At 59.7% G+C, this 14,852-nt stretch carries 17 protein-coding genes; all 17 read right to left on the minus strand.

The window, feature by feature from the left end; all coding sequences use genetic code 11:
• Nucleotides 1-70: 70 nt before the first annotated feature.
• The gene (locus AC07ED_RS09345; RefSeq protein ID WP_105235546.1) at nt 71-655 is read right to left on the minus strand and encodes an MOSC domain-containing protein; all 585 of its coding nucleotides are present in this window, start codon (nt 653-655) and stop codon (nt 71-73) included.
• Complete coding sequence (locus AC07ED_RS09350) at nt 656-1,441, minus strand: methyltransferase domain-containing protein (RefSeq protein WP_245918062.1); 786 nt, start codon at nt 1,439-1,441, stop codon at nt 656-658. It abuts the gene before it with no gap.
• The gene (gene ftsH / locus AC07ED_RS09355; RefSeq protein WP_105235547.1) at nt 1,438-3,342 is read right to left on the minus strand and encodes an ATP-dependent zinc metalloprotease FtsH; all 1,905 of its coding nucleotides are present in this window, start codon (nt 3,340-3,342) and stop codon (nt 1,438-1,440) included. The genes AC07ED_RS09350 and ftsH overlap by 4 nt, the downstream gene beginning before the upstream one ends.
• A gap of 79 nt (nt 3,343-3,421) precedes the next feature.
• Nucleotides 3,422-4,693, minus strand: coding sequence for a tRNA lysidine(34) synthetase TilS (gene tilS / locus AC07ED_RS09360; RefSeq protein WP_105235548.1), 1,272 nt, complete (start codon nt 4,691-4,693; stop codon nt 3,422-3,424).
• A complete protein-coding gene (gene ybgF / locus AC07ED_RS09365; protein ID WP_105235549.1) occupies nt 4,684-5,505 on the minus strand; it encodes a tol-pal system protein YbgF in 822 nt (273 codons plus the stop codon). The genes tilS and ybgF overlap by 10 nt, the downstream gene beginning before the upstream one ends.
• A 24-nt stretch (nt 5,506-5,529) precedes the next feature.
• Nucleotides 5,530-6,057 carry a peptidoglycan-associated lipoprotein Pal gene (pal, locus tag AC07ED_RS09370; RefSeq protein ID WP_105235550.1) on the minus strand — a complete coding sequence of 176 codons (528 nt, stop codon included), beginning with the start codon at nt 6,055-6,057 and terminating at the stop codon, nt 5,530-5,532.
• A gap of 79 nt (nt 6,058-6,136) precedes the next feature.
• Nucleotides 6,137-7,453: a Tol-Pal system beta propeller repeat protein TolB gene (tolB, locus tag AC07ED_RS09375; RefSeq protein WP_105235551.1), complete on the minus strand. Its 1,317-nt coding sequence runs from the start codon at nt 7,451-7,453 to the stop codon at nt 6,137-6,139.
• A 138-nt stretch (nt 7,454-7,591) separates the two neighbouring features.
• Nucleotides 7,592-8,761 carry an energy transducer TonB gene (locus AC07ED_RS09380; RefSeq protein ID WP_105235552.1) on the minus strand — a complete coding sequence of 390 codons (1,170 nt, stop codon included), beginning with the start codon at nt 8,759-8,761 and terminating at the stop codon, nt 7,592-7,594.
• 4 nt (nt 8,762-8,765) lie between these two features.
• Complete coding sequence (gene tolR / locus AC07ED_RS09385; RefSeq protein ID WP_067549661.1) at nt 8,766-9,236, minus strand: protein TolR; 471 nt, start codon at nt 9,234-9,236, stop codon at nt 8,766-8,768.
• Between the two features lie 3 nt (nt 9,237-9,239).
• On the minus strand, nt 9,240-9,914 hold the full coding sequence (tolQ, locus tag AC07ED_RS09390; protein WP_211096399.1) for a protein TolQ: 675 nt from the start codon (nt 9,912-9,914) through the stop codon (nt 9,240-9,242).
• Between the two features lie 159 nt (nt 9,915-10,073).
• Nucleotides 10,074-10,475, minus strand: coding sequence for a tol-pal system-associated acyl-CoA thioesterase (gene ybgC, locus AC07ED_RS09395; RefSeq protein WP_105235553.1), 402 nt, complete (start codon nt 10,473-10,475; stop codon nt 10,074-10,076).
• Nucleotides 10,472-11,092, minus strand: a complete 621-nt coding sequence (locus tag AC07ED_RS09400; protein WP_105235554.1) for a hypothetical protein — start codon at nt 11,090-11,092, stop codon at nt 10,472-10,474. Before AC07ED_RS09400 ends, ybgC begins: the two co-directional genes overlap by 4 nt.
• 39 nt (nt 11,093-11,131) lie before the next feature.
• Nucleotides 11,132-11,764, minus strand: a complete 633-nt coding sequence (gene ureG, locus AC07ED_RS09405; protein WP_105235555.1) for an urease accessory protein UreG — start codon at nt 11,762-11,764, stop codon at nt 11,132-11,134.
• Complete coding sequence (locus AC07ED_RS09410) at nt 11,761-12,396, minus strand: urease accessory protein UreF (RefSeq protein WP_105235556.1); 636 nt, start codon at nt 12,394-12,396, stop codon at nt 11,761-11,763. Before AC07ED_RS09410 ends, ureG begins: the two co-directional genes overlap by 4 nt.
• The gene (locus AC07ED_RS09415) at nt 12,380-12,835 is read right to left on the minus strand and encodes an urease accessory protein UreE (protein WP_105235557.1); all 456 of its coding nucleotides are present in this window, start codon (nt 12,833-12,835) and stop codon (nt 12,380-12,382) included. The genes AC07ED_RS09410 and AC07ED_RS09415 overlap by 17 nt, the downstream gene beginning before the upstream one ends.
• A gap of 7 nt (nt 12,836-12,842) precedes the next feature.
• Nucleotides 12,843-14,543 carry an urease subunit alpha gene (ureC, locus tag AC07ED_RS09420; protein ID WP_105235558.1) on the minus strand — a complete coding sequence of 567 codons (1,701 nt, stop codon included), beginning with the start codon at nt 14,541-14,543 and terminating at the stop codon, nt 12,843-12,845.
• Nucleotides 14,543-14,848 carry an urease subunit beta gene (locus AC07ED_RS09425; protein WP_105235559.1) on the minus strand — a complete coding sequence of 102 codons (306 nt, stop codon included), beginning with the start codon at nt 14,846-14,848 and terminating at the stop codon, nt 14,543-14,545. The genes ureC and AC07ED_RS09425 overlap by 1 nt, the downstream gene beginning before the upstream one ends.
• Nucleotides 14,849-14,852 lie beyond the last annotated feature (4 nt).

Consider the following 14,852-nt stretch of genomic DNA (forward strand, 5'->3'; position numbering starts at 1 on the left):
TGTATGCGTTTCCGACCTTTTCAGCCTTGAAATCGCCGCCAAGGGGAAAGCGCGGTTGCCGATCGGAAACCTAAGGGGCCCACGCGCGTTGATCTGGGACGTGCAACGTGAGTTGATCGCCGACCTGAATCTCTCCGATCCGTTCGACCCAAGCGGTCACACCACGTTTGCCATTTGCAGCACTTTTGAAGGTTTTCCCATGGCCCGGCTCTGCCTCTTCGATGGTCTTAGCCACGATGTGACAGGGGCGGTTTTGCATATCGACCGTCAGCGTCAGGCCAGTGCGTTCGCACTGTAGACGCGAGGACGGCGGGATGTGGGAAAAATCAGGGATACCTTCGATCACAATGGTCGCGCCGAGCCATAGCGGGTCCAGCGCCTCTAGCCCGAGGTCGGCAGCAATCTCTGCCATCTCATTGGCGGAGAGGATCGAGATTTGACGGGTGTTTCGAATGTCGGTGCCTTTGGGATACTGCTGGGTCACACGGCTGCACGACGGGCGCGTAAGGCCGTAGTGGGCGTCCTTGTCATAGCCCCCGAAGTCCATCGCCATCTGATCGACAGCATGAGACGTGACCGTGCCATCCGACAGCGTGGGCATGTAGCCAAGATGAGTAATCGTTCCAGAATATTTGGTTTTAATCAGAGCGGGCATTTACGTTTCCAAAACAAAGAAGATACGGCGGAACGGGAATAAAACGCCGCCGTTGGGCAAAAGAGGATAGGCCACAGCTAACCCAGCCTCATAGGCCGCAAGGTAGCTGGCCTGTTCGTCCGCATCGAGTTTATCGAGGATCGGGCGCAGGTAGGTGGACTGGGTGAAATGACGCACGGGATGGCCATCGTCCACGGCAGCGAGCGGCTGGAGGTAGGTCGTCTCCCACGCGGTGACAGTGCCGAGGCGAGACAGGATGCGGTGGTAGGCCGCTGGGTCCAGAACATCCGTATTCCAGCCGCCGTTGGCAAAGCGGTCTGGGAACATCTCGACCGCGATTTCTCGGGCGAGCGCATGGGACGGGCCGTTGTGCTGTCCCGGCATTTGCACAGCGAGGATACCGCCCTCTGCCAGTTGCCCCGCAAGCCGCGGCATCAGCGTCTGATGATCGCCCAGCCAGTTCAGCGCCGCGTTGGAAAAGATTACCGCAGGTGGACGGGCGGGTTGCCAATGGTCGATGTGCGCATGAACGAGGTCGTCATAGGCGCGAGTTTCTGACGCCTGCACCAGCATCGCTTCAGAAGCATCGACGCCAATGATTTTGTGACCTGCGAAACGTTCCGCGAGCGGTTCGCCAACGGCGCCGTTCCCGCAACCGAGGTCGATGATGTCGCCATCAACTTCGCCGCTGATCTGTTGCAGCAGGTCAATCGCGGGGCGCAAACGCAAACCCCGAAACCTTGAATAGGTTTCGGGGTTCCAGTCGTTCTTTAGCTTTCCGCTCAAGCGGTAGGCTCCGGCTCTAGCCCGTCGTCTTTGGGCTTGCGAGCCTTGCCTGCCTTGGGCATCGCGACCACGGACGGCGCATTGCCTGCATCGTCGTCGCCGTTGCCTTGGGGCGGTTCGCCTTTCATGACGCGTTGGATTTCTTCGCCCGTGAGGGTTTCGTATTCCAGCAGGCCTTGGGCCAGACGTTCCCATTCCTCATTCTTTTCGGTCAGAATGCGGAACGCGGTGTCATAGCCGTCCTGAATGAACTGGCGAACTTCTTCTTCGATCGCTTCTTTGGTGTGGGCCGAGACAGAGAAGCCGGCGGTGTTACCCGTGTAGCCATCAGCGGCCTCGGAATAATCCACGTTACCGATCTTGTCCGACATACCCCAACGCAGAACCATCGCACGCGCCAGTTGGCTGGCTTGCTGGATGTCACCTGCGGGGCCGTTCGATACGTTGTCAGCGCCGTATTTTATGATCTCAGCCGCTTTACCCGCCATCGTCATCGCGAGTTTTTGCTGACATTCAGCCTTGTGCCAGTTCAGGCGGTCGATCTCTGGCAGAGACACAACCATGCCCAAGGCACCGCCACGCGGAATGATCGTCGCCTTGTAGACGGGGTCACATTCAGGCAGCGACAGACCAACAACAGCGTGGCCAGCCTCGTGATAGGCGGTTTTCTCTTTTTGATCGGGGGTCAGAACCATAGAACGACGTTCCGCGCCCATCATGACTTTGTCCTTAGCGTTTTCAAAGTCGATCATAGTGACAAAGCGGCGACCAACGCGGGCAGCGGTCAGGGCCGCTTCGTTCACGAGGTTGGCGAGGTCCGCACCAGAGAACCCAGGGGTGCCGCGTGCGATGATGCGCAGATCAACATCGGGGCCGAGCGGGGTTTTCTTAGCATGGACGCCGAGGATTTTCTCGCGGCCTTTGATGTCTGGGTTCGGAACAGTGACCTGACGGTCAAAACGGCCCGGACGCAGCAGCGCAGGGTCGAGCACGTCACGGCGGTTGGTTGCCGCAACGATGATCACGCCCTCGTTCGCTTCAAAGCCGTCCATCTCAACGAGCAACTGGTTGAGCGTCTGTTCACGTTCGTCGTTGCCGCCGCCCATGCCAACGCCACGCGCACGACCAACAGCATCGATCTCGTCGATGAACACGATGCAGGGTGCGTTCTTTTTCGCCTGTTCGAACATGTCGCGGACGCGGGATGCACCCACACCAACGAACATTTCAACAAAGTCAGAACCAGAGATGGTGAAGAACGGAACGCCGGCCTCGCCCGCGATTGCGCGTGCCAGAAGCGTTTTACCTGTACCCGGAGGGCCAACGAGAAGCGCACCTTTGGGGATCTTACCACCGAGGCGGCTGAATTTCTGCGGGTTGCGCAGGAACTCTACGATCTCTTGCAGTTCTTCTTTGGCCTCATCAATGCCAGCCACGTCATCAAAGGTCACGCGGCCATGCTTTTCAGTGAGCAGTTTCGCCTTGGATTTGCCAAAGCCCATCGCACCACCACGGCCACCGCCCTGCATTCGGTTCATGAAATAAATCCAGACGCCGATCAGTAGAACAAAGGGCAGAAGGCTCAGCAGCACAGCTTGGAACGTGGATTGTTCCTGCGCATCTGCGGTCACCGGAATATCGCGTGCGATCAACATGTCTGTGACCTGCGCATCGGTCGGACGGATCGCGACGTATTCGCGGTTGTCAGTTCCGGTGTAGAGGACACGTTCGCCATCCAGCGTTACCTTTTGGACGCTGCCGTCATTCACCGCTTGGATGAATTCGGAATAGCTCCGCTGAGTGGATTGCAGGCTCGACGAACCAGACGAGAAAACATTGAAGAGCGAGACGACCAGCAAAAACAGGACGACCCAAAATACGATATTGCGTGCGTTGCCCAAGGGGGACTCCTTTGACGTTCCCGACCTGCATTACGGCAAGTCAGATTTGTACCTTAAAATAGGGATCAAACGAGGAGGTTCAATGGACGTTCTTACCCATACTGAATGGCGCGACGATCTGCGCGGTCCATTCTGTGCCGAAACCTGCCAATGGCGCTGCTATTATGGTGTTTGAGCGCCAAACAGCGGGCGAAGAAATAATCGACGGACGTGGGAAACCAGAGGCTCTCCAGTCGGAACAGAGGCGAATCCCCTCTTCACCAACGGCTGAAATGTGCAGATCGGGCGCGTGAGGACCCGTCAGTTGCCAGCGTCCGTCCCAGATTTCGGTGGTGGAGCACCGCAGATCACGCACAGCGTTCAGTTCTCGGGTAAAGCGGATGTGGTCCCGTTTCACGAGGATCGCGCAGCCGTTCAGCGTCACATCGCGCCCGTCGCGGATGGCGTGGGTGATCTGCGACAGACCGCTTTGCCGTGGCGCATGATCTCCGCCGCCGATCCACATCACAGCCGCGAGCCAGAGTCTGCGTTGGATGTCTTGCGGCACCATCAGATGGTCGAGGTCACGCGGCAGGATCACATCGCCGTTCTGAATGGTCAGGTGAGTATCGGCTTCTTTCGCGGCGTAGTGGTCGAGTGCGGCGCGAGCCATCTTTTGGTTAAAGGCGCTGGTCGCGATGGCATCAACGGTCAGGCCCAGATCAGCCAGTTGCGGCATCGCTGCGCGAATACGGCTACGAAGGTATTTCGGGTTTTCGTTGGTTGGATCGTCGATCCACTCGATCCCTTGACGGGTCAGGTAGTCGCGCAGTTCAGATCGCATGGATTGATGCAGCGGCCTGCCCCAGTGAATACCCAACCGATGCGGCCGCCAATCCATCGCCGACAGGCCATCCACCCCTGCCCCGCGGCCAAGCTGCATAAGAAACGTCTCTGCCTCGTCATCACGGGTGTGGCCCAGCATAACATGCCCGATCCCGTTGGATTTGGCCCAATCGCCGATCAGTTGATACCGCGCGTCACGGGCAGCGGCCATGAGGTTGCCTTGGGCTTCTGTGCCGTTCCAGTGCAGGGTGGTGTGGGGAATGTTCAGCGTTTGGCAAAACTGGGCGACAGTCGCGGCCTCTGCCGCGGACTCCGCCCTTAGCCCATGATCAACGGTCACAGCAGAGAGCGTTTGCCCCGTCTGCGTTGCAACGCGATAGGCCAAATGCAAAAGGGCGACGGAGTCCCCGCCGCCAGATACCGCCACCGCAATATGAGATGGATGGTCAGAATAGGCCGAATGCACCTGATGCAGCAGCATGGCATCTTCGCCCTGCTGCATCAACCATTCAGGGTTTAGGAACATCCGAAGTTGCGCATCGCGCTCTGCGCATCCAAGGCCGCTTCGCTATTGGGGAATTTGTTCCCAACCTGCTGAAGCGTCACGCAAGCGTCCTGCGTCTGCCCAATTGCGCCAAGCGAGAAGCCCAGTTTGAACAGCGCGTCCGCAGCACCTTCGCCCGTTTGATCGGCAGAGAATGCCGACAGGTAGGCGCGTGCAGCGTTGGTCATTTCGCCAAGGCTCTCATAGGATTCACCGCGCAGGTAATGGGCCTGCTGACTTAGCGGGCTACCCGGGTATGCGGCGGTAAAGTTGTCAAACGCGATGGCAGCACCAGCGAAATCGCCCTCTTCCATCATGGTTTGCGCGGCCTCAAAATCGGCCTGTTCACCGATAGCGAGCTGCGGTTCGATCGAGGTCGTTGGCGCAGGCTGCGGTGCGACAGGGGCCACATCAACGCCACCTAAGGTCGGTGTGTCGCCCAAGGCGCCGATATCGCAGCCTTCTTCCAATTCGCAGAGGCGGAACTCTAGATCGCCAATGCGGTTCGTGCCGTCACGGACAACTTGCCCGATGCGGAACTCTAGTTCTTCGCTCTTCGAGGTCAGACGCTGAAGCTCTGCCTCGATCGCGTTCAGACGATCAAGGGGCGTGGCCCCCGCAACACCAGCTGTCATGCCGCCCGTGGCCGAAAGTTCAGCCCGCAGCGATTGTACGTCAACATACAACGCAGAAAGCTGTTGGCGCACATCGGCCAAGGTCTGCGCGTCCTGCGCCGCTACTGGAACGGCTGTCGCACAGGCCAAAGCCACGGCAAGGAAAGTGTTGCGGATCATATCACGCCCCCAAAGTTCGTCGTCTTAGCCCAGTTGGCCGATGCTGATCACGGTCACAGCGCGGCGGTTCTGGCTGTAGCAGCTTTCCGATGCGCAGGTCGCCAGTGGGCGTTCTTTACCATAGGAAATGGTGCGGATGCGCGAGGCCGAAATGCCTTTGGAGATCAGATACTCGTAAACGGCGTTCGCACGACGTGCACCGAGCGCAAGGTTGTATTCGCGGGTGCCCTGTTCGTCAGCGTGACCTTCGATCACAGCGAGGTAATCGTTGTTGGTCATCAGCCACTGTGCCTGACCATCCAGAACCGCACGGCCTTCGGCAGAGAGGGTCGACTGGTCAACAGCGAACAGAACGCGGTCACCAACGTTTTGCTGGAAATAAGCAGGGCTTGTCGGATCGTTCACATCACCGAGGCCCGACATGCCGATGCCACCAGCACCGCCAGCAGCGTTAAGATCGACTGAGTTCCCAGCGCCGAAACGGTCGGGGCGGGTACAGGCGGCGGTGGACAGGGCCAGAACGATAAGGGCCGCTTTGGTAAGGGTTTGCATGGATTTTCTATCCTGTTTTTGACTGCTCTTGGGTCATGTATAGCATGGACGGACCCCTATTGGGAATCCGTCCATAATATTAGCGAAGCAACGGGCCCCATGAGGGGTCAGATGCGAAACCATTGGAGGGGACCTGACGCAGGTTCCGACCAGAAATATCTACCGAGTAGAGCGATGGACCACCGCCCGCGCCGAGCGCTTCGCGGAAGAACATGATCACACGGCCGTTGGGTGCCCATGTCGGACCTTCATCGAGGAACCCACCAGAGGCCGAGGACAACAGACGCTCTTCGCTGCCATCGGTGCGCATAACGCCGATGTGGAAACGACCCGCGTTCTGTTTGGTAAAGGCAACAAGGTCACCACGCGGCGACCAAACCGGAGTGCCATAGCGCCCTTCGCCAAAGGATATGCGGCGCGGTTCACCGCCAGACACTGGCATCACATAAAGCTGCTGGGTGCCCGAACGGTCGGATTCAAATACGATCTGGCTGCCATCAGGCGACAGCGACGGACCTGTTTCGATCGACGGCGCATTGGTCAGGCGGCTGTGCTGGCCTGTTGCGATATCGGTCATCCAGATGTCGGTGTTTCCGCCCGTCTCTAGCGAATAGATGACGCGCTGACCGTCACGGCTAAAGCGCGGCGAAAACGCCATGTTACCCGGAGCGGTGGTGATCGGCTGCGCAACGGCAGAGGACACGTTCAGCATATAGATGCGCGGGCTGCCAGACTCGTAAGAGGTATACAGAACGCGATCACCCGTGGGTGAGAACCGAGGAGCGAGCACCAACGAGTTGCCTTGGGTTAGCGATTGAGGGTTCTGCCCATCGTAATCCATGATCGAAATGACCTTGCGGCGGTTATCCTTCGGACCACTTTCCGCGACATAGATCACGCGGCTGTCAAAGTAGCCGGACTCGCCCGTGATGCGGGAATAGACCTGATCGGCAACCTTGTGCGCCAGACGACGCCAGCCATCGACACCAGCGACCAACTGCTGCCCCTCGCCCATCTCAGCGCCTGTGAACACGTCATAGAGACGGAACTTCACGACGACCTGACCGCCCTGCACCGCAACTGCACCTGTGATCAGGGCTTGGGTGTTGATGGCGCGCCAATCGGGATAGGCGGGCGTGGTGTCAAAGATGTGCTGGCTGATAAAAGCCGAGGACGGGATTTGACGGAACAGCCCCGTGCCCGACAGATCCTCTGCGATCACACGAGTGATATTCGCGGCCATATCCTCGGACCCCGCGATCTCCGCTTGGAATGTCGGGATCGCGTAGGGGAGCGGTTCGATGACACCATCGGTGATGGTCAGACGCAGGGGTTCTGCAACGACAGGTGCGCCCAGAAAAACCACCAGCAGAAGGGCCATAAACTTCTTAAACATTCGTATCCTCATGTGCCTGCATGTCGCAGCCTTGGGGTGTTAGCGCTGTCTTTACCAGATTTCCGTAACAAAGATCGGAAAAATACGCGGAAAGACGCCAATTCGTGAACAAACGTGAGCAGTGAAGCGCGCAAGCCATCAGCGGAGCCTCATTGTCGAAGGGTCAAACGTCAGTTCGACGTCTTTCCAGTGTTCGTATTTATCTGCCGGAAGCGGGTAGCCCGACGACTGGCACCGCAGGATCGCACGGCGTGCGGCCTCGAACGCGGCACGTGCCGTAGCTGCATCGCCGCCAGTAAAGTTCAACATTTCCACATCGCCCGCAACTTTACCCTCTTGGGTCATGCTAAAGCCGACGGTGACCGTGACGCTCGCCCACTGGGCACCGTTGTCGACAACCCAACAGCTGCTGACGGCACGACGGAACCCGTCCTCTTCGCCACCAGTGAGAGGCGGACCAGAGGTCGCGGGGCCTTCGTTCACCGCAGCACCCGAGGCCGCAGCCAAGGCCGCAGCGATATTCGCAGCCTCAGTGTCAGTGCTGGGCGCAGGCGTCTCTGCGGGTGCAGGGGTCTGCGCGGTTTGTGTCTCTGGCTCTGGTGTCTGCGCGGGTGCAGGCGTTGGCGGGACAAGCGCCGACGGACGCGATGGCGGACGCGGGGTCGATGTCGGCGCAGACGACGGCTTTTCGTCTGGCGATACGATGCGGGTCGCGGTTTCTTCGGGCGCGGTCGGGGTTTGCTCTTCGATCACCGGATCGGTGGTCTCGGTCGGTGCATCCTCAACAACAGCTGTTTGCGCCTGTGGCGAGACTTCGGCCTCGGGCGGCGGGGGCGGCGTTGGGGTCGATGCTACTCGGTCCGCCGGACGCTCAACAGGGCGATCGCTCACGGGCATATCAGGGGCACCAGCGGGTTGCTCAGGCGGTGTCGGTTCCACGACCGTATCCGCAGGAGGCGCAACAGGTTCAGGCCGCGCAGGTGGCGGCGGAGGTGGCGTATCCTCAACAGGGGCTTCAGGCGCTGGGGTCGGCGCTGGCGTGACAGGCGCGACCTCTTCGACGACGGGCGCAGGTGTATCCACGGGAACGTCAGGCGTCACCATCTCGCCAATCGGTTCAGCGACAGGGTTGGGCGAGGTTGCCGCCACCATCGCCTCGTATTCCGCGCCAGAGACGACAGAGACTTGCGTCACTTCGAAATCCATCGGCGTGTTGTTCATGCCCCAGCCAACAATCAGCCAGAGGATCAACCCTGTATGGCCAATCCCCGACACCCAAGTGCCGATGCTGTAGCGTTGTAGGTTCACGACCTTAACCGCCCGATCCCGGAGTTGCGATATCGGTCACAAGACCGATGTTGGAAAATCCGCCCGCGTTCAGCAGTCCCATGACATGCGCCACGCGGTCCCAATTGTTGGCCCCATCTGCACGCAGATAGATACGGTCAGAGGTCCGCTCTGCCGCGATGGCCTGTAGTTTGGTGACCAGTTCCGCCTCATCAGTTTCGCTGTTCTGGATGGCAACGGCACCCTCTGCGGTGATTGTCACCGTCAGCGGTTCTTCGTCGTCCGTCGGCAGCGCACTGGCCTGCGTTTTCGGAAGCTCAACAGGCACGCCCACCGTCATCAACGGGGCCGCGACCATAAAGATGATGAGAAGCACCAACATCACGTCTACGAACGGCGTGATGTTGATTTCTGACATGGCGGCATTGCCGCCGCTCACGCGACGACGACGGCGTGACCCGCCGCCCCCGCCTTTTTTCATGACACCCGCACCCATGGATCAGCTATCCAGCTGACGACCAAGGATGGTCGAGAATTCGTCGGCAAAGGCCTCGTAGCCAGCGATGACGTGGTCACTGTCGTTGGACAGTTTGTTATAAAAGATAACCGCAGGGATCGCGGCCAGAAGGCCCAGACCTGTCGCCAAAAGCGCCTCCGAAATGCCTGGGGCCACAACGGCGAGGTTGGTCGTCTGCGCTTCAGCGATTTCGATGAAGGAGTTCATGATCCCCCAAACGGTCCCAAAGAGACCGACGAACGGCGCGGTAGACCCCACGGTCGCCAGAACCGGAAGCCCCTTTTGCAAGGCGGCAGCTTCTTTGGCGATGGCAACATCCATCGAACGGTCAATCCGCGCATGCGCATTAGCGATGAACCCACCGTCCCCACGCAAACTGCGCTGCCATTCGAGCATACCAGCAACGAAAATGCGCTGGCTCGGGCCTTGGGGATTGGTGCCGATTTGGTCGAACAGATCGTTCAGCGGTTCACCCGACCAGAACGAACGGTCAAAGACGGCAGCCTCGGCGCGTGCTTTGCGATATTGGACGATTTTGTCCACGATCACCGCCCAACACCAGACCGATGCCATGATCAGCATGATCATGACGAGTTTAACAAGAATTGTCGCGCGGGCGAATAACGCCCACATCGTGTAGTCGGTTGCTGCTTCCATCTGCCTGCTCGTTTGCCGCCGCGGTTCGTTCCGCGATTTGCATAACTCTTTACAGCATATGCGGGTATTCTGCCAAGGGTCCGCCGATCACGGCTTTGTATCAGGCGGAAATACGCGGACGGCAGAGGTCAGCGATCACAACCCACGGAAAGATATGATTTAATGCAGCGGACGCCGCAGGATTGCGGGCAATCGCACTGCAGTTCCGTTCCGCCCAATCGCGACAAGTGTTACAAGTGCCGTGAACAATGGGGCGGCTTTGGGGTCATTCGTTCGGGTCACAATCTGACGCAGAACCATGCTCGCCCCGCCCATGTGATCCACCGTCGTTTCGATGGTCAGTTCGTCGTCGAATTTCGCCGGATGCAGGTAATCGGCCTCAACACGACGCACGGCAAAGACGATCCCATCCTCGTCTTTCATGCGCGCCTGATCGATGCCAAGCCCACGGACCCATTCGCTCCGCGCGCGTTCAATGAACCGCAGGTAGTTCGCGTAGTAGACGATCCCCGCGAGGTCGGTGTCTTCGTAGTAAACGCGGCAGGTAAAACGGTGGGTCATGACAGCTCCGTTCTGGCGGCAAGGCGATAGGCGTGGCTTGGATCACGGTCGCAGGCGGGCAGGACCGGATGATAAGCGGCGGAGATCACCGCAGCGATGTCAGGGCGCAAAACGGTCACGCCATTGGCCAGCGCCAGCGGCGATTTCGTGGCAAAGGCCCCGTCACCCCATGTCAGCAGCATCTGCGCAGCCTGCGCCAGCGCGATATCCTCGGCGGGGAGTTTCGCCATCTGTGCGTCCATACGAATGAACACCACACAGGCGGAAATCGCGCCCGTGTTATCGAATTTGAACGTGCGGAACTGATTGGCGTTCGACGCCTCCAGGCGCGCAACAATCCTGTCCAGCCCATCGACCAGCTTTTCAAGGTTCGGCACGCCCGAAATTTCCGCCCACTCACGGCAGAAAAAGATCATCAGGTTCGCGCCCAATTCTGGATCTGTCTCGGCCATTTTGTGACCGGACATCGCGACAACGACCTCAATCGCGCCCTTCAGGACAGAGAGGGTTTCTTCTTCGACGCCGAAAATGACAGGCACAATCGGGCGCCCCCAACGGGCGCAGAGAAAGCTGCCATCGGCACGGGTGAAGAGCGGGATGATATCGTCTGGCGTCATGCACCGTCGATAGCCTGAGCCGTCTTTGGGATCAATGGGCTAGGCCGCCGCATCCCGCAAAGTGATCCCACCCTCGCGGATGATGAACTCTGCGATTTCCTTTGGCCCGATCCCGTTGCGCAATTCGGCAAAAAGGAACGGTTTACCCTTACGGTGCTCGGTCGCGTCGCGGTTCATACGGTCCGTATCGGCCCCCACATAGGGCGCAAGGTCGCGTTTGTTGATCACGAGGAGGTCCGATTTCGTCAGCGCAGGCCCGCCCTTGCGCGGAATATCATCACCCGCTGCCGTGTCGATCACATAGATCGTCAGATCGGCAAGTTCAGGACTGAACGTGGCCGAAAGGTTATCACCGCCGCTCTCAATCAGGATCAGGTCGAGGTCAGGGAAGGCCTCGTTCAGTTCGGCCACAGCGGCGAGGTTGATCGAGGCATCCTCGCGGATCGCGGTATGCGGACAACCGCCCGTCTCGACCCCGCGAATACGGTCGAGAGGGAGAACCTGCGCCCGCATCAGCGCCTCTGCATCCTCGCGGGTGTAGATGTCATTGGTGATCACCGCCATCGAACAGCGGTTTGCCAGCTGTTTGCACAACTCCTTGGTCAGAGTGGTTTTTCCGGCACCAACGGGTCCGCCGATACCAACGCGCAATGGGCCATGAGGAGAGGTCATGTGCGGTAAATCCTTGTTCTTTGGGTTTCGTGGGCAATCGCTGCGAGGTCAGAAGCCATCGCAGCACTGCCAAGGTCATCCTCGGTCGCGGTGAGCGCGTCGCGGGCGATGGCCTCTATGATTGGAGCGATGGAGCGCAGGACAGATTGCGCTTCGGTCTGACCGATGGGGACGCAGCGTGCCGCAATGGTGCAGAGGTTGCCCGCAAAAGATTGCAGGGCAAAGGTCAGGGTTTCAAACAACGGCAGGTCTTCGCGTTGGGCCGCAGCACCAGCAACCACGGGTAAGGGCCATGCGGTTGCCGCCCCGCCCCAGACATCCGCCACGACCGCACCAAAGGCCCGTCCCTGCGCAGTGGTTTCCAGATGCCGTTCTGCGGTCGCACTCAGCGCCAGTGCCAGTTCCGCCACCTGCCCCGCCTCCCCGCGATAGGCCAACGACAACAGGATCGCGTCTTGCCGCCCAGCGCCGCGTTTCAACACGTCCCGCAGCCACGCGGCGAATGTTGTTGCGTCCGTGACCGCGCCGCTTTCAACCATCGCCTCAAGCCCGTGCGAATAGGCGAACGCCCCCGTGGGGAAATTCGCGCCGAACCATTGTGATAGGGTGAGGAGGTCAGTGGGCGTGGCCATGTGTCCTCCCGTGACCGTAGGCGCCGCCTTCGGGGGTGAAAGGTTCAGTGACGCGGCGGACGTTGGCCCCAAGGCGCATGAGCATATCTGCCATTACGTGATCCTCGCGGATCAACAGGCGACCCTCTGCGATCTGGCAGGGCGTATGGCGGTTGCCGATGTGCCACGCGATGCGGGTGAGGTCGTTGCCTGTCACTTCGATCAGCGCCTCGGGTGCTGCGAAAATCGCCACCCCACGCCCATCTTCGAGCACCAGCATATCCCCATGATCGAGCGAGGTCGTCTCTGCCAAATCCAACAGAACCGCCTGCCCCTGATCCGTGATCAGCCGTTTGCGGCGGAGGAACCGATCCTCATAAGTCAGCGTGATGCTCAGCCCCGCGGGCGGGTTCGGGCCACGGCGGACCTCTCGGGCGGATAGGGTGAGTTCGGTCAGCATGGACACCTCAGAACAAGAAATAGCGCTGCGCCATCGGCAGTTCGCTCGCGGGTTCACAGGTGAGCAGCTCGCCGTTCGCGCGGACCTCATACGTCTCAGGATCAACCTCGACCTTAGGCATCAGCGCGTTGTGGACCATGTCGGCCTTGCCGATGTTGCGGCAATTCTCGACCGCGATCACCTCTTTGCCGAGGCCATCGCCCACGCCTGCCTCAAACGCGGCTTTGGACACAAAGGTCACGCTGCCAGCGGTCAAACCGCCGCCAAAGCTGCCGAACATCGGGCGAGTATAGACAGGCTGAGGTGTCGGGATCGACGCATTCGGATCGCCCATTTGCGCGACCGCGATGGTGCCGCCCAGCAGGACCATCTCTGGCTTCACACCAAAGAACGCAGGGCTCCAGAGCACGAGGTCAGCGCGCTTGCCGACCTCAACGCTGCCGATGTGACGGGACATACCGTGGGCAATCGCAGGGTTGATCGTGTATTTCGCAATGTAACGTTTGACGCGGGTGTTGTCGTTGTCGCCTGTTTCTTCGGCCAACCGCCCGCGCTGTTTGCGCATTTTGTCAGCGGTCTGCCATGTACGGATCAGCACTTCACCCACGCGGCCCATCGCCTGACTGTCGGACGCGATGATCGAAAACGCGCCCATGTCGTGGAGGATATCCTCTGCCGCGATGGTTTCCTTACGGATGCGGCTTTCGGCAAAGGCAACGTCCTCTGGGATCGACTGGTCGAGGTGGTGACAAACCATCAGCATGTCGAGGTGCTCTTCGAGCGTGTTGACCGTATAGGGGCGCGTCGGGTTGGTGGAGGACGGGATCACGTTCGGTTCGCCACACACGCGGATGATATCAGGCGCGTGCCCGCCGCCTGCGCCCTCGGTGTGGAATGCGTGGATGGTCCGACCCTTCATCGCGGCAACCGTGTTTTCGACAAAGCCCGATTCATTGAGCGTATCGGTGTGGATCATCACCTGAACGTCCATCTCGTCCGCGACACTCAGGCAGCAGTCGATAGCGGCGGGTGTGGTGCCCCAATCCTCGTGCAGTTTTAGGCAGGACGCCCCTGCCCGCACCATTTCGCGTATCGGATCAGGGAGCGAGGCGTTGCCTTTGCCCGCAATGCCCGTGTTCATCGCCAAGCCGTCAAAGCTCCGCATCATCTGGCCGATGTGCCATGTGCCCGTGCAAGTCGTCGCCAGTGTGCCATGCGCAGGACCAGAGCCGCCGCCGATCATCGTCGTGACGCCTGAATGCAGCGCATCGTCGAACTGTTGCGGCGCGATAAAGTGGATGTGGCTGTCAATCCCGCCAGCGGTGAGGATGCGCCCCTCGCCCGCAATGGCTTCGGTCGCGGGGCCGATGATGATATTCACGCCAGGCTGTGTGTCGGGGTTGCCCGCCTTACCAATCGCATGAATTCGACCGTTTTTCAGGCCAACGTCAGCCTTATAAATCCCCGAATGGTCCACGATCAGCGCATTGGTAATGACGGTGTCAACGGCACCCTGATCGCGGGTGCGCTGAGACTGGCCCATCCCATCGCGGATCACCTTACCGCCGCCGAATTTGACCTCTTCGCCATAGATGGTGTGGTCGTGTTCGACCTCGATAATAAGGTCCGTATCGGCAAGCCGCACACGGTCCCCGACAGTGGGGCCAAACATGTCAGCATAGGTCGCACGAGAGATTTTTGCGGGCATCAGAGGTCTCCCATCACGTGTTGGTTAAAGCCAAAAACCCGACGGTCGCCCGACAAAGGGATCAAGGATACTTCGCGTTCTTGCCCCGGTTCAAACCGCACGGCGGTTCCTGCGGCTATGTCGAGACGCAGACCGCGTGCGGCCTCGCGATCAAAGGACAGGGCGGGATTGGTTTCGGCAAAGTGGTAATGGCTGCCAACCTGCACAGGACGGTCGCCCGTGTTCGCAACCAATAGCGTCGTCACAGGGGCACCTGCGTTCAGTTCGATATCGCCCGCTTTGGGCATGATTTCTCCGGGGATCATGGGC

The sequence above is a fragment of the Aestuarium zhoushanense genome, from assembly GCF_056431045.1.

What these genes read in the sequence shown, in the direction of transcription:
- tilS (WP_105235548.1), bottom strand. Translation starts at nt 4,693, where the DNA reads ATGTTCCTAAACCCTGAATGGTTGATGCAGCAGGGCGAAGATGCCATG.
- tolQ (WP_211096399.1), bottom strand. Translation starts at nt 9,914, where the DNA reads ATGGAAGCAGCAACCGACTACACGATGTGGGCGTTATTCGCCCGCGCG.
- AC07ED_RS09415 (WP_105235557.1), bottom strand. Translation starts at nt 12,835, where the DNA reads ATGCTGACCGAACTCACCCTATCCGCCCGAGAGGTCCGCCGTGGCCCG.
- AC07ED_RS09410 (WP_105235556.1), bottom strand. Translation starts at nt 12,396, where the DNA reads ATGGCCACGCCCACTGACCTCCTCACCCTATCACAATGGTTCGGCGCG.
- AC07ED_RS09345 (WP_105235546.1), bottom strand. Translation starts at nt 655, where the DNA reads ATGCCCGCTCTGATTAAAACCAAATATTCTGGAACGATTACTCATCTT.
- ybgF (WP_105235549.1), bottom strand. Translation starts at nt 5,505, where the DNA reads ATGATCCGCAACACTTTCCTTGCCGTGGCTTTGGCCTGTGCGACAGCC.
- pal (WP_105235550.1), bottom strand. Translation starts at nt 6,057, where the DNA reads ATGCAAACCCTTACCAAAGCGGCCCTTATCGTTCTGGCCCTGTCCACC.
- ybgC (WP_105235553.1), bottom strand. Translation starts at nt 10,475, where the DNA reads ATGACCCACCGTTTTACCTGCCGCGTTTACTACGAAGACACCGACCTC.
- ureC (WP_105235558.1), bottom strand. Translation starts at nt 14,543, where the DNA reads ATGCCCGCAAAAATCTCTCGTGCGACCTATGCTGACATGTTTGGCCCC.
- tolB (WP_105235551.1), bottom strand. Translation starts at nt 7,453, where the DNA reads ATGTTTAAGAAGTTTATGGCCCTTCTGCTGGTGGTTTTTCTGGGCGCA.
- AC07ED_RS09400 (WP_105235554.1), bottom strand. Translation starts at nt 11,092, where the DNA reads ATGACGCCAGACGATATCATCCCGCTCTTCACCCGTGCCGATGGCAGC.
- ureG (WP_105235555.1), bottom strand. Translation starts at nt 11,764, where the DNA reads ATGACCTCTCCTCATGGCCCATTGCGCGTTGGTATCGGCGGACCCGTT.
- tolR (WP_067549661.1), bottom strand. Translation starts at nt 9,236, where the DNA reads ATGGGTGCGGGTGTCATGAAAAAAGGCGGGGGCGGCGGGTCACGCCGT.
- AC07ED_RS09425 (WP_105235559.1), bottom strand. Translation starts at nt 14,848, where the DNA reads ATGATCCCCGGAGAAATCATGCCCAAAGCGGGCGATATCGAACTGAAC.